Raw genomic sequence first — 13,331 nt, 5'->3', positions numbered from 1 at the left:
TGGCGCCTCCCTCGCAGGAGCAAGCAGTGCAGATTCAGGGTTACTTCGACCTCAAGTTCGAAGCAGTGAAAGACGCCTTCGCCGATTTCTTCGACGATCCGCAGGAACGCGGTGCAGCGCTCTGCGTTCAGGTGGGCGGTGAAACCGTGGTGGATATCTGGGCCGGGGTCGCCGACAAGGACGGCCAGCAGGCCTGGCACAGCGATACCATCCTCAACCTGTTTTCCTGCACCAAGCCCTTCACGGCGGTTACCGCGCTGCAGTTGGTCGGCGAAGGCAAGCTGGAACTGGACGCACCGGTAGCCCGCTACTGGCCGGAGTTCGCGGCAGCAGGCAAAGAGCGCATCACCCTGCGCCATCTGCTCAGCCATCAGGCCGGGTTGCCGGCGATACGTGAGAGCTTGCCGGCCGAAGCCCTTTACGATTGGCAGACCATGACCCGTGCGCTGGCGGCCGAGGCACCCTGGTGGGCCCTGGGCGAAGGCCACGGCTATGCGCCGATCACCTATGGCTGGCTGGTCGGAGAATTGTTACGGCGTATTGAAGGGCGTGGCCCGGGCGAGTCGATCGTTGCACGCACCGCCAAGCCGTTGGGCTTGGACTTTCATGTCGGCCTGGCCGATGAGGAATTCCACCGGGTGGCGACGATCAGCCGTGGCAAGGGCAATGTCGGCGATGCCGCGGCCCAGCGCCTGCTCAAGACCATGATGAGCGATGCCCAGGCCCTGACCACCCGGGCGTTCGCCAACCCTCCCTCGATCATGACCAGCACCAACAAGCCGGAGTGGCGGCGCATGCAGCAGCCCGCCGCCAATGGCCACGGCAATGCCCGTAGCCTCGCTGGTTTCTACAGCGGTCTGCTCGATGGCAGCCTGCTCGACAGCGAGCTGCTGGCCGAACTCACCCGTGAGCACAGTGTCGGTGAGGACAGGACCTTGCTGACGTCGACCCGTTTCGGCCTTGGCTGCATGCTCGATCAGCCCGCCCTGGCCAACGCCACCTACGGCATGGGGCCGTGCGCATTCGGCCATCCCGGTGCGGGAGGTTCGACCGGTTTCGCGGACCCGCAGCGCGATGTGGCCGTGGGTTTCGTTACGAATAACCTGGGGCCGTTCGTCTTAATGGATCCGCGGGCACAGAAACTTGCAGGTATCTTATGCAAGTGTTTTTAACAATCGCGGCTAAACTCTTGCGTAATATGGCTTTTAGCTGCTGACTCCGGTTTGGCCGGGTGACTTCGACCGATTAGATGTGGATGACCGATGCTTTCCTATAAGACTTGCGCGCTGGCGCTTTGCGTACTGTTGACAGGTTGCTCCCTGTTCGAGAAGAAGGAAGACCCCAAGCCGGCGCCGATGCCGCCGCCCGAGGTTACCCAGGCCTGGCTCGATGAGTACGAGCCGCTGGTGCGCGAAGCGATCAAGGGCAGCAACTTCGAAATCGAACGTCGCGAGAACCTGCTGGTGGTCACCGCCCCGGTCAAGGGTTCGTTCAACCCTGACCGTCCAGGCATGCTGCTGCCGGTCACCCTCGGGCCGATCACCCGCGTAGCCAAGGTGCTGGAGAAGGACAACAAGGTCGGCGTGCTGGTATTGGGGCATGCCGATAGCAGCGGCGCGCTGGAAACCAACCGTGAGCTCAGCCATGAGCGTGCACGTGCCTTCACCGCCATCTTCCGCCTCAGCGGCCTCAAGCAGGATCGCCTGATGGTTCAGGGCATGGGCCCGGACATGCCGCGTGCAGCCAACGACAGCGCCAATGGTCGTGAGTTGAACCGCCGCGTGGAAATCCTGTTGACCCGTCAGGACACCCTGCGCGCATTGATCGCCCAGTACAGCCGGCCAGCTCCGGCCCCGGCGGCTACCGATGCCACCGCTGTGGCCGTGGCCGACAAGCCGGCAGCCAAGGCTGACGCAAAACCTGCAGCCAAGGCGGCGAGCAAGCCTGCAGCCAAGGCGGTGGCCAAGTCATCGGCCAAACCTGCAGCCAAGCCGGCGGCCAAGCCTGCCGCGAAGGCAGTAGCCAAGGCAGCCGACAAGCCTGCGGCCAAGAACACCACCAAGTTGGCCGACGCCAAGAAAGTGGTTGCTTCAGATCAAGCCAAATAGGCGTTACGCCTTTAGACTAGGGTCTCTGTCGCTTCCGAGAATACGCTCATGACACAGACCCTGGCCGACATGCGCCGTGACTACACCCGTGACGGCTTGAGCGAGGAACAGGCTCCACTGGAGCCCTTCTCGCTGTTCAGAAGCTGGTTCGCCGACGCGGTGAAGACCGAGCAACTTCCTGTAGAACCCAATGCCATGTCCCTGGCGACCGTCGATGCCGATGGTCGTCCGCACTGCCGTGTGCTGCTGCTCAAGGGGCTCGACGAGCAGGGTTTCACCTTCTTCAGCAATTACCAGAGCGCCAAAGGCGAGCAGTTGCAGGCCAACCCCTTCGCGGCGATGACTTTCTTCTGGCCGACCCTGGAGCGTCAGGTGCGTATCGAAGGTCGGGTAGAGCGGGTTTCGCCTGCCGAGTCCGATGCCTACTTTCAGGTGCGTCCGCTGGGCAGCCGCCTGGGTGCCTGGGCGTCGCCACAGAGCCGGGTGATCCATGATCGTGCCGAGCTGGAGGGGCTGCTGGCGCAGACCGAACGCCGCTTCGCCGACCAGGCTCCCGAGTGCCCGCCGCACTGGGGCGGATACCGCCTGCTGCCGGAGCGCATCGAGTTCTGGCAGGGCCGTGCCAGCCGTCTGCACGATCGCCTCGACTATCGCCGCGAGGGCGACGCCTGGTTGCGTCGGCGCCTGGCACCCTGACGTAGCCCCATGCCTCGCCATCGCTGCGGCGCATGGCATGTCGCCGGGTCTTTCATTCTGCCTACAATGGCGGCTTCCTTCCCGGAGGCCGCACGATGCTCGAACTCGACTCCACCCTGGCCCAGCACATCGTTGATCGAGCCATGGCCATCCTGCCGTACAACATCAACGTGATGGATGCTCAGGGCATGATCATCGGCAGCGGTGATCCGCTGCGCCTGCATACCCGGCATGAGGGGGCACAGCTGGTGCTGGCCAACCGTCGCGTCGTGGAGATCGACGAGCAGGCCGCAACCTGCCTGCGTGGCGTGCGGCCCGGCGTCAATCTGCCCTTGCTGCACGCCGACGCGCTGATCGGCGTATTGGGTATCACCGGAGCGCCCGAGGTGGTGAGGCCCTATGCCGAGCTGGTGCGCATGGCCGCGGAGATGCTGGTCGAGCAACGCCAGGTACAGGCCGAGCGCCACTGGCAGCGGCATCAGCTGGATGCCTGGCTGCGTCAGCTGTTCGATCCGTCGGTTGCCCTGGGTACTTTGGCGGCTGATGCCGAGCGTCAGGGCCTGGCACTCGGCTGGCCGCGTCAGGTGTGTCTGCTGGAGTTGCAGGAGCAGGGCGAGCCCCTGGCGCAGCAGGCCCGCCTGCTCGGTGCGCTGAGCGGCAAGAGCGAGCACCTGTGCGCACCATTGGGAATGCGCGAATTGCTCTGGTGCCGCCCGTTGGCGGCGGGCCGTACCGACAGCCATTGGCTGGCAAGCGCCGACGAGCGTGACTGGGGCGTGGCTCGCCTGTTGGTCAGCGACCCGGTGCAGTCCCTCGGGCAATTGCGCCAGGCCTGTCTGGCCTTGCGCGATCTGCAGGCTTTCGCCCGGGCACGTTATCCGTCGCAGCGCCTGATCTGCCTGGAGGAGCATCGCCTGCCGACACTGCTCTACGCACAGCGCAACAGCTGGTTGCTGCAAGGCTGGCTGGCGCCGTTGAAGCAGGTGCTGGCCCAGGATGGCAGCGGTGCTCTTCGTGAGACGCTCGAGGCCTGGTGTGCCCATGACGGCCAGGTGCAGAGTTGTGCCGCTGCCCTGGGGATTCATCGCAATACCCTGCGTTATCGCCTCGAACGCATCGCCGAACTCAGCGGTGTCGAGCTGACCCGCCTGGATCGTCGCCTGCAGCTGTCACTGGGCCTGGGCCTTATCGAGCCAGGCTGAAGTTCCGCACGCAAATGATGCATCTGCACAGTAACTGACCTGCGCTTTGCCTTTCTCGTTGTGCGGGTGAACAGGGTGTCGCCCGCTGTTGCTGGGTGACAATGCACGGCACCTGGCAAATCACATAACAACAATGAGGAAACCGGCATGGCTCTGGTTCTGATCCTGGTCGCGCTCATCGCGTTTATCGTGGTGTCGACTACACGTCTCAAGCTGCATCCCTTTCTTGCCCTGCTGATCGCCGCGATAGTCGCCGGCTTCGCTTATCAACTGCCCCATCAGGACATTCTCAAGACTGTCGCCACCGGCTTTGGCGGCATCCTCGGCAACATCGGTGTGGTGATCGTGCTGGGGACCATCATCGGTGTGATTCTCGAGCGCAGCGGCGCCGCCATCACCCTGGCGGAAACCGTGATCAAGCTGCTCGGCGAACGCTTCCCCACGCTGACTATGTCGATCATCGGTTACATCGTGTCGATCCCCGTGTTCTGCGACTCCGGCTACATCATCCTCAATTCGCTGAAGAACGCCCTGGCCGCACGCATGAAGGTCTCCATGGTGGCGATGAGCGTCGCTCTGGCCACCGGCTTGTACGCCACGCATACCTTCGTGCCACCGACCCCCGGGCCGATCGCAGCTGCCGGCAACCTTGGTCTCGAATCGAGCCTGGGTCTGGTTATCGCCGTCGGTCTGTTCGTGGCCATGGTGTCCGCGCTGGCCGGCCTGCTCTGGGCCAACCGCTTCATCGGCAAGGACATCGCCCTCGAGGACGACGGCACGCCGGGCGCCGAGGATTTCGAGGCGCTGAAGGCGCAGTACGGAAAACTGCCGAGCGCCACCCAGGCCTTCGCGCCGATCCTGGTGCCCATCGTGTTGATCTGTCTGGGATCGGTGTCGGTATTCCCCAGCCGCCCGCTGGGCGATGGCACGCTGCAGGCCGTGCTGAGCTTCCTCGGTCAGCCGGTGGTGGCATTGCTGGTCGGTCTGGTGCTGGCTTGTACCTTGCTCAGGGGCAACGGCAAGCGCCAGCAACTGCATGATCGGGTGACCGACGGCATTCTCTCCGCCGCGCCGATCATCCTCATCACCGGTGCTGGTGGCGCTTTCGGTGCGGTGCTCAGCGCTTCGCCGCTGGGCGCTTATCTGGGCAGCACCTTGTCCGCATTGGGTATCGGCCTGTTCATGCCATTTCTGGTCGCTGCAGCGCTGAAGACAGCACAGGGTTCCACCACCGTGGCCATGGTCACCACGTCGGCGATGGTCGCGCCACTGCTCGGGCAGATCGGCCTGGATAGCGAGATGGGCCGGGTGCTCACCGTACTGGCGATCGGTGCTGGCGGCATGACCGTTTCCCACGCCAACGACAGCTACTTCTGGGTAGTGACCCAGTTCAGCCGCATGCCGGTAGCCGTTGCCTACCGCGCGCAAACCATGGCTACGCTGATTCAAGGTGTGGTCGGTATCACCACGGTTTGGCTGCTGAGCCTGGTACTTCTCTAAGAACCTGCTCCATGTCTGCTGTGCGTCGGTACTGCGCTGTAAAAAAGGCATTGCCCTAGCTCGCCAGGCCTAGAGAAGGTTCTCAGCCGTTTTCATACGGGACGCCCCGCGGCGTCCCGCTGCATCGAGGTCTTGCCATGAAAATCGTCATCGCTCCTGATTCGTTCAAGGAGAGCCTGAGTGCGCCCGACGTGGCCCAGGCCATCGCCCGCGGCTGGCTCGCCGTTTACCCGGATGCCGAGATCGCGTTGTGCCCCATGGCCGACGGCGGCGAAGGAACGGTGGATGCCGTGCTCGCCGCCACTGGCGGCGAGCGTCGTGAGCTGCGCGTTCAGGGCCCCCTGGCCACACCGGTGCAGGCCCATTGGGGCTGGCTGGGCGATGGTACGGCGGTAATCGAGATGGCCGCTGCCAGCGGCCTGCACTGGGTGCCGAGTGCGCAACGTGATGCCCGAGTGACCAGCAGCTACGGCACCGGGGAGCTGATTCGTGCGGCGCTGGACGCCGGTGCCACGCGGATCATTCTCGGCCTCGGTGGTAGTGCCACCAACGACGGTGGCAGCGGACTGCTGCGTGCATTGGGTGCGCGCTTTCTCGATGCAGGTGGCAACGAATTGCGGCCGGGCGGGGCGGCACTGGCCACGCTGCAGCGCGTCGACCTCAGCGCACTGGATCCCCGTCTGCAGGATGTTCAGGTCGATGTTGCCGCAGACGTCGACAATCCTCTGTGCGGGCCTCATGGCGCGTCGGCTGTGTTCGGTCCGCAGAAGGGCGCCAGCCCGGAGCAGGTCAAGGAACTGGATGCCGCCCTGGCGCGTCTGGCCGAAGTGGTCGGTGAAGCGCTTGGCGAAGACTTCAGCGCTTTCCCCGGTGTCGGTGCTGCCGGTGGCCTCGGTTTCGCTGCCAAGGCGTTTTTCGGTGCGCGCTTTCGTCCGGGTATCGAACTGGTTGCCGAGCTGTCAGGCCTTGCCGAGGCGGTGAAGGGGGCCGACCTGGTGATCACCGGAGAGGGGCGTCTCGACGCCCAGAGCCTGCATGGCAAGACGCCGGTCGGCGTCGCGCGGGTGGCGCAGGCTCAGGGAGTTCCGGTGATCGCCCTGGCCGGCAGCCTGGGGGAGGGGTATCAACAGGTGCGCGAAGCCGGTATCGAAGCCGCCTTCAGCCTGGCGCCAGGGCCTATCACCCTGGAGCACGCCTGCGCCAATGCCGCGCAGGAGCTGCAAGCCCGGGCTGCCGATTTAGCCAGGTTCTGGCGCCTGGCTCAGGCTGCGCGACGCTGATCGGGAACCGATGATTGCGTAATGGCACGGTGACGAACGTAGCCGGCTGCTGTCTATACTCCTGTCAGGGGAGAGGCCCTGTTGCGTCGCCCATCCTGTACCGCTGCTGAACGGGTGATGCAATTTATGGGCATTCACAGTGACCGTCCTGGCGGCCGTGCTGTCATAGCGTTATCAGTCCAGTCTGGAGAATCGTCATGCATAAACCTGGTATTTTCGTTGTCCTGTTTGCCGCAGCGACTCTCACCCTTGGCGGCTGCGCATCGAGCCTGACCGGCGACAGCTATTCCCGCGATGAAGCGCGTGCCGTGCAGACCGTGCGCATGGGTACCATCGAATCCCTGCGTCCGGTGAAGATCGAAGGCACCAAAACGCCAATCGGTGGTGGTGCCGGCGCCGTCATCGGTGGCGTTGCAGGCAGCGGCGTTGGCGGTGGTCGTGGTTCGGCCGTGGCGGCGGTGATCGGTGCTGTAGCTGGTGGTCTGCTGGGTGCAGCTGCCGAAGAAGGCATCACCCGTACGCAAGGCGTTGAAATCACCGTGCGTGAAGACGACGGCAGCATGCGCGCCTACGTGCAGGCCGTTGAGGAAAACCAGATTTTCCGCGTTGGTGAGCGTGTCCGCATCATGACCGTCAACGGCACCAGCCGTGTGACCAACTGATGTTCGTCTGACGGCGCCATGTGCGCCGTCGGTACCATTGCACGAAAGCCGGACCGGCATGCCGATCCGGCTTTTTTCATGGGCGTTATTCGCTAAAAACCGCCATTTAGAGCGTTCGCAAGAGAGTCAGTCGGGCCACGCCGAAATCTCTCCGAGGATAGTTTTAGTAATAATTCTATCCATGACCTTGAGTCGATAGTTAAGCATAATCGAGCTCGCTTTCCTGGTTAGCGCGCTCGCAGCTCACGACTGGAAAAACAAGTCGAACGCCATGGGTGTTTCGCCAGTCAGTTAGAGCGACCGCGCATTATGCGCAGACTTGATCGAAACTGACTTGGCATGCTCCGAGTTGGACTGCTACAGGCGGTTTCTCCGCCTGCCGGGTTGGCATCACGCACACCATCGCAGGGATCGGCCGGACGCCAGGCGCCCGGTATTCTGGCACACACTAACTGGCCGTCTGGCTGCATGACGGGCTTGTACAAGGGGTTTAGTGTATGGCGCTTGCGCTGATCATCGCCTTACCATTTTTAGGCATCTTTCTACCGTTGCTGGCTGACCGCATGGGGCGCTCGCTCTGTGCGCTGGCAGCCGCGATCGGGCCTGCAGCGGCGCTCGTGCTGCTCTGGCTACAGCAGCCGGCGGTGTTCGCTGGCGAGGTACGGATCGTCCGCTATCCGTGGCTGTCGGACCTCGGCCTGGACCTGAGCCTGCGCCTCGACGGCCTGGGTTTCCTGTTCGCCCTGATGATTCTCGGCATCGGTTTGCTGGTGATCCTCTACGCCCGTTATTACCTGGGCAAGCAGGAGCCGATGGGGCGCTTCTTCGCCTATCTGCTGCTGTTCATGGGCGCCATGCTGGGCGTGGTGCTCTCGGAAAACATGCTGCTGATGATGGTGTTCTGGGAACTGACCAGCCTGTCGTCGTTCCTGCTGATCGGCTTCTGGAGTGGCAGTTCGGACGCACGCCGCGGCTCGCGCATGGCCCTGACCGTCACCGGCGGCGGCGGTCTGGCCCTGCTGGCAGGCATCCTGCTGCTTGGCAATATCGCTGGCAGCTTCGAGCTGACCCAGGTGCTGGCAGCTGGCGATGTGATCCGCAATCACGCCCTGTACCCGATTACCCTGATCCTGATTCTGCTAGGCGTCTTCACCAAGTCCGCGCAATTTCCCTTCCATTTCTGGCTGCCGCAGGCCATGTCGGCACCCACGCCGGTGTCGGCCTATCTGCACTCGGCGACCATGGTCAAGGCTGGCGTGTTCCTGCTGGCGCGCTTTTACCCGGTGCTGGCAGGCACGGAGTGGTGGTTCTATCTGGTCAGCGTGACCGGCATGGCGACGCTGCTGTTCGGCGCTGGCATGGCATTGTTCCAGCACGATCTCAAGGGGCTGCTGGCCTATTCGACCATCAGCCACCTGGGCCTGATCACCCTGCTGTTCGGCTTCAACTCTGATCTGTCCTCGGTCGCGGCGGTGTTCCACATCATCAACCACGCCACCTTCAAGGCTTCGCTGTTCATGGCCGCCGGTATCATCGACCATGAAACCGGAAGCCGCGACATGCGGCGTATCGCCGGGCTCTGGAAATACATGCCGCACACCGCCGTGCTGGCCATGGTCGCGGCCTCGGCAATGGCCGGGGTGCCACTGCTGAACGGCTTCCTGAGCAAGGAAATGTTCTTCACCGAGACGCTCAATCAGGATCTGCTCGGCATCTTCAGCTGGATGATTCCCGCCGCGGCTACGCTCGCCGGGGTGTTCTCGGTCGCTTACTCGTTGCGTTTCATTCACGACGTGTTCTTCAACGGCGAGCCGAAGGACCTGCCCAAGTATCCGCCCCACGAGCCGCCGCGCTACATGAAGATCCCGGTGGAAGTGCTGGTCTTCCTCTGTCTGCTGGTGGGCATGCTGCCGGCCTACACCGTGGCGCCGCTGCTGGCCTCGGCGGCCTCGGCGACCCTGGGGGGCGAAGTACCTTATTACAGCCTGTCGATCTGGCATGGCTTCAACCTGCCGCTGGGCATGAGCGTGATCGCCCTGGTGGGTGGGATCATCGTCTACGCCTGCCGCGAGCCGCTGTTCCGTTGGTACAACGGCATGCCGGAGGTGGACGCCAAGGAGATGTTCGAGCTGCTCAACAGCCGTCTGGTGAAGAGTGCGCGCTGGATCACCAGGCTGCTCGAGAGCGGTTCCCAGCAGCGTTACGTGGCGCTGCTGCTGATCAGTGCCCTGGTGCTGATCACCGTCGCGTTGTCGTCGATGGATTCGCTGGGCGGCGAGGTACCCTTATCGCCCCTCGACGGCATCACCGTGCTTGGCATGCTGGTGCTGTGCGTGATGGCCGTGCTCACCGTGGTGTTCCACCGCAACCGCCTCAAGGCGCTGATGACCCTGAGCTGTGCCGGGCTGATGGTGGCCCTGGCGTTCGCCCGTTATTCCGCGCCGGACCTGGCGCTGACCCAGCTATCCGTAGAGGTGGTGACCATCATCCTGCTGGTGCTGGCGCTGTTCTTCATGCCCGATCGCACGCCGATGGAGTCGAGCAGCCTGCGTGGCCTGCGTGACGTGCTGCTGGCCGGTGGTAGCGGGATCGCCGTCGCGCTGCTGGCTTACGCGGTGATGACGCGCCCCTACGACAGCATTGCCTCGTTCTTCCTCGAGAACAGCGTCAGTGGGGGGGGCGGTACCAACGTGGTCAACGTGATCCTGGTCGACTTCCGCGGTTTCGATACCCTGGGCGAGATCAGCGTGCTGGCCATCGCCGCGATCGGCATCTATGGCCTGCTCGCCGGGCTGCACCTGCCTCATCCGCTCACCGACCCGAATGGCAAGCCCTGGTCGCGCGACAGCCACCCGATGATCCTCGACAGCATCGCCCGGGTGCTGCTGCCCATGGCCCTGCTGGTGTCGGCGTTCATCTTCGTGCGCGGGCACAACCTGCCGGGTGGTGGCTTCATCGCCGGTCTGATCACCGCGATCGCCCTGATCCTGCAGTACGTGGCCCACGGCGTTGAATGGACGCAGCGGCGCATGCCCTGGAGTTACCACAGTATCGCCGGTCTTGGTGTGATGATCGCCGCGCTCACCGGCCTCGGCAGCCTGGCTTTCGGCGCGCCGTTCCTGACTTCGGCTTTCGACCATTTCCATCTGCCGGTGATCGGTGAGTTCGAGTTGGCGACCGCGCTGCTGTTCGACCTTGGTGTGTACCTGGCCGTGGTCGGCTCCACGTTGCTGATCCTGTCCAACATCGGTCACGTTAGTCAGGACGAATCGAGCAAGGAGGTACTCTGATGGAAGCGCTATTCGCCATTACTCTGGGCGTGCTGGCTGCCAGCGGTGTGTACCTGCTGATGCGCGCACGTATTTATCCGGTGGTCATGGGCCTTACCCTGATCTCCTACGCGGTCAACCTGTTCCTGTTCGCCATGGGCCGTCTCGGCACCGGCGTGCCTGCGGTGATCGGCAAGAGCAGCGAACACGGCGACCCGATTCCCCAGGCGCTGGTGCTCACCGCCATCGTCATCGGCTTCGCCATGACCGCCTTCGTCGTGGTGCTGTCGCTGCGTGCGCTGGGCGAGCTGCGTACCGACCATGTCGATGGTGAGGAGCCGCGCTGATGAATCATGCGTTGATCCTGCCCATCCTCATCCCGCTGTTCACCGGTAGCCTGCTGCTGATTCGCTCGCAGCTGTCGCTGACCGCCAAGCGCTGGATTTCCCTGCTGGCCACCTGGGCCCTGGTGCCACTGAGCGCCTGGCTGGTACTGCAGGCTGACTCCGGTGCCTTGCAGATCTATGCCTTGGGCAACTGGCAGCCGCCATTCGGCATCGTGCTGCTGCTCGACCGGCTGGCGGCAATGATGCTGCTGGTCACCGCCGTGCTGGCCAGCTTCGCCATGCTCTATGCGGTGCGCGGCGATGACGAGCGCGGGTCGAACTTCCACGCCCTGATGCAATTCCAGTTGCTGGGTATCAATGGTGCGTTTCTCACCGGCGATCTGTTCAACCTGTTCGTGTTCTTCGAGATCCTGCTGATCGCGTCCTACTCGCTGCTGGTCTACGGCGGTGGCCCGAAGCGGATCAAAGCCGGCATGCACTACGTGGTGCTCAACCTGGTGGCCTCGTCGTTCTTCCTGATCGGCGTGGGCATGCTCTATGGCCTGCTCGGCACGCTGAACATCGCCGACCTGGCACTCAAGGTGTCCGAAGCCGATGCCGACCGCCAGCCACTGCTCGCTGCTGCCGGTTACCTGCTGTTGATCGTGTTCGGCCTCAAGGGCGCCATCCTGCCGCTGTATTTCTGGTTGCCCAACGCCTATGCCGCGGCTACGGCGCCGGTGGCCGCTCTGTTCGCGATCATGACCAAGGTCGGTCTGTATGCGGTGATCCGCGTCTTTACCCTGGTGTTCGGCAGCGAGGCGGGCGAGCTGGCCCACCTGATCGACTACCTGCTCTGGCCGCTGGCGGCCCTGACCCTACTGGCCGGCGTTGTCGGCGCCCTGGCCGCACGCAGCCTCGGCCGCTTGATCGGCTACCTGGTGATCGTGTCGGTCGGCACTCTGCTGGCGGGTGTCGCCATGGGTACGGTGCAGAGCATCGGTGCCGCGCTCTACTACCTGATACACAGCACCTGGGTGTGTGGCGGTTTGTTCCTGCTCGCCGACCTGCTGGCCCGCCAACGCGGCGAGATCGGCTTGCGGCTACGCAAAGGTCCGCAGTTGCTGCAGCCGAAACTGCTCGGCGGGCTGTTCTTCATCGGTGCCATTTCCGTCGCCGGCCTGCCGCCTTTCTCCGGGTTCCTCGGTAAGCTGATGCTGTTGCGCTCGGTAGAAACCGGTATGCAGACGCTGGTGCTCTGGCCGGTCGTGCTGGTCGGTGGCTTGGGTATGGTGATCGCTCTGGTACGTGCAGGCAGCACGCTGTTCTGGCGCTGCACCGGCGAGACGGCACCGGCCGCCGAGTTCGACCGGATTCGCGCCCTGGCGGCCATCGGCCTTCTGGCTGGCGGCCCGCTGCTGGTGATCGCCGCGCAGCCGATCCATGAGTATGTCCTGGCCGTCGCCCAGCAGTTGCTGGATGTCGATAGCTACCTGCAGATCGTCCGCGGAGGTGATGCATGAGCCGATCCCGATGGTTGCCCCATCCCATGCTGACTGTGCTGCTGACGATCATCTGGTTGTTGATGGTCAACGCCCCCAGCTTCGGTCACTTGCTGCTTGGCGCCTTTCTTGGCTGGGGCATCGCTTTTCTGTGCCAGGGCTTCATGCTCGACGTGCCGCGCTTGCGCCGCCCGCTGCTGCTGTGCCGCTACCTGCTGATGGTGCTCTGGGACATCGTGGTCGCCAACCTGCACGTCGCGCGGCTGGTGCTGGGCCCGACGCGCAAGTTGCGACCGGCATTCGTCGAGGTGCCGATGGCCATCGAAAACGAATTCATGCTGTCGGTGCTCGCTTGCATCCTGTCGCTGACGCCGGGAACCGTTTCCTCGGGCCTGAGCAACGATCACAAGACCCTGCTGCTGCATGGTCTTGATGTACCCGACGAGCAGGAGCTGATTACCGAGCTCAAGTCGCGCTACGAAGCCCCGCTGATGGAGATTTTCGAATGCTCGCGTACGTAATTCCCTTTTGCATGACCCTGATGGGCGTTGCCGTGACGCTCAACGTGATTCGCCTGGTGCGCGGCCCGGATATGCCGGATCGTGTGCTTGCTCTGGATACGCTGTACATCAATGCCCTGGCATTGATCGTGGTATTCGGTATCTGGCTGAAGTCGGATCTGTTTTTCGAGGCGGCGCTGCTGATCGCCGTCATGGGTTTCGTCGGTACCGTCGCGGTGGGCAAGCACCTGCTGCACGGCGAGATCATCGACTGAGGAGCGTATTG

11 protein-coding genes and 1 pseudogene are annotated in these 13,331 nt (G+C 63.6%); all 12 read left to right on the top strand.

The genetic code is table 11. The features are described from left to right. Positions 1 to 26 precede the first annotated feature (26 nt). On the top strand, positions 27 to 1,172 hold the full coding sequence (locus ACT9T4_RS06570; protein WP_499116150.1) for a serine hydrolase domain-containing protein: 1,146 nt from the start codon (positions 27 to 29) through the stop codon (positions 1,170 to 1,172). Between the two features lie 171 nt (positions 1,173 to 1,343). After that, a pseudogene (locus ACT9T4_RS06565) lies at positions 1,344 to 2,108 on the top strand (OmpA family protein); the annotation flags it as partial. Positions 2,109 to 2,156: 48 nt separating this feature from the next. Then, positions 2,157 to 2,804, top strand: a complete 648-nt coding sequence (pdxH, locus tag ACT9T4_RS06560) for a pyridoxamine 5'-phosphate oxidase (protein WP_042555257.1) — start codon at positions 2,157 to 2,159, stop codon at positions 2,802 to 2,804. Positions 2,805 to 2,899: 95 nt separating this feature from the next. Further along, positions 2,900 to 4,006, top strand: coding sequence for a sugar diacid recognition domain-containing protein (locus ACT9T4_RS06555; RefSeq protein WP_042555258.1), 1,107 nt, complete (start codon positions 2,900 to 2,902; stop codon positions 4,004 to 4,006). 147 nt (positions 4,007 to 4,153) lie between these two features. Further along, positions 4,154 to 5,506 (top strand): GntP family permease, encoded by a 1,353-nt coding sequence (locus ACT9T4_RS06550; protein WP_499116147.1) that lies wholly within the window; start codon positions 4,154 to 4,156, stop codon positions 5,504 to 5,506. A gap of 137 nt (positions 5,507 to 5,643) precedes the next feature. Continuing rightward, positions 5,644 to 6,786: a glycerate kinase gene (locus tag ACT9T4_RS06545; RefSeq protein WP_042555260.1), complete on the top strand. Its 1,143-nt coding sequence runs from the start codon at positions 5,644 to 5,646 to the stop codon at positions 6,784 to 6,786. Positions 6,787 to 6,983: 197 nt separating this feature from the next. Beyond that, positions 6,984 to 7,448, top strand: coding sequence for an outer membrane lipoprotein (locus ACT9T4_RS06540; protein ID WP_042555261.1), 465 nt, complete (start codon positions 6,984 to 6,986; stop codon positions 7,446 to 7,448). 497 nt (positions 7,449 to 7,945) lie between these two features. Next, positions 7,946 to 10,738 carry a monovalent cation/H+ antiporter subunit A gene (locus ACT9T4_RS06535; RefSeq protein WP_042555262.1) on the top strand — a complete coding sequence of 931 codons (2,793 nt, stop codon included), beginning with the start codon at positions 7,946 to 7,948 and terminating at the stop codon, positions 10,736 to 10,738. Further along, positions 10,738 to 11,064, top strand: a complete 327-nt coding sequence (locus ACT9T4_RS06530) for a Na+/H+ antiporter subunit C (RefSeq protein WP_042555263.1) — start codon at positions 10,738 to 10,740, stop codon at positions 11,062 to 11,064. The genes ACT9T4_RS06535 and ACT9T4_RS06530 overlap by 1 nt, the downstream gene beginning before the upstream one ends. Next, entirely contained in the window at positions 11,064 to 12,566 is a 1,503-nt protein-coding gene (locus tag ACT9T4_RS06525; protein ID WP_042555264.1) for a monovalent cation/H+ antiporter subunit D, read from the top strand. Before ACT9T4_RS06530 ends, ACT9T4_RS06525 begins: the two co-directional genes overlap by 1 nt. Next, positions 12,563 to 13,066 carry a Na+/H+ antiporter subunit E gene (locus ACT9T4_RS06520; RefSeq protein ID WP_042555265.1) on the top strand — a complete coding sequence of 168 codons (504 nt, stop codon included), beginning with the start codon at positions 12,563 to 12,565 and terminating at the stop codon, positions 13,064 to 13,066. Before ACT9T4_RS06525 ends, ACT9T4_RS06520 begins: the two co-directional genes overlap by 4 nt. Continuing rightward, positions 13,051 to 13,320: a K+/H+ antiporter subunit F gene (locus ACT9T4_RS06515; protein ID WP_042555266.1), complete on the top strand. Its 270-nt coding sequence runs from the start codon at positions 13,051 to 13,053 to the stop codon at positions 13,318 to 13,320. The genes ACT9T4_RS06520 and ACT9T4_RS06515 overlap by 16 nt, the downstream gene beginning before the upstream one ends. Positions 13,321 to 13,331: the final 11 nt, after the last annotated feature.

It is taken from the genome of Pseudomonas sp. SZ40 (assembly GCF_052958135.1).
Note: the sequence above shows the minus strand (reverse complement) of the source record. Positions and strands in the feature narration are given on the sequence as shown.

What these genes read in the sequence shown, in the direction of transcription:
- ACT9T4_RS06540 (WP_042555261.1), top strand. Translation starts at nt 6,984, where the DNA reads ATGCATAAACCTGGTATTTTCGTTGTCCTGTTTGCCGCAGCGACTCTC.
- ACT9T4_RS06535 (WP_042555262.1), top strand. Translation starts at nt 7,946, where the DNA reads ATGGCGCTTGCGCTGATCATCGCCTTACCATTTTTAGGCATCTTTCTA.
- ACT9T4_RS06530 (WP_042555263.1), top strand. Translation starts at nt 10,738, where the DNA reads ATGGAAGCGCTATTCGCCATTACTCTGGGCGTGCTGGCTGCCAGCGGT.
- ACT9T4_RS06520 (WP_042555265.1), top strand. Translation starts at nt 12,563, where the DNA reads ATGAGCCGATCCCGATGGTTGCCCCATCCCATGCTGACTGTGCTGCTG.
- ACT9T4_RS06555 (WP_042555258.1), top strand. Translation starts at nt 2,900, where the DNA reads ATGCTCGAACTCGACTCCACCCTGGCCCAGCACATCGTTGATCGAGCC.
- ACT9T4_RS06545 (WP_042555260.1), top strand. Translation starts at nt 5,644, where the DNA reads ATGAAAATCGTCATCGCTCCTGATTCGTTCAAGGAGAGCCTGAGTGCG.
- ACT9T4_RS06525 (WP_042555264.1), top strand. Translation starts at nt 11,064, where the DNA reads ATGAATCATGCGTTGATCCTGCCCATCCTCATCCCGCTGTTCACCGGT.
- ACT9T4_RS06515 (WP_042555266.1), top strand. Translation starts at nt 13,051, where the DNA reads ATGCTCGCGTACGTAATTCCCTTTTGCATGACCCTGATGGGCGTTGCC.
- ACT9T4_RS06550 (WP_499116147.1), top strand. Translation starts at nt 4,154, where the DNA reads ATGGCTCTGGTTCTGATCCTGGTCGCGCTCATCGCGTTTATCGTGGTG.
- pdxH (WP_042555257.1), top strand. Translation starts at nt 2,157, where the DNA reads ATGACACAGACCCTGGCCGACATGCGCCGTGACTACACCCGTGACGGC.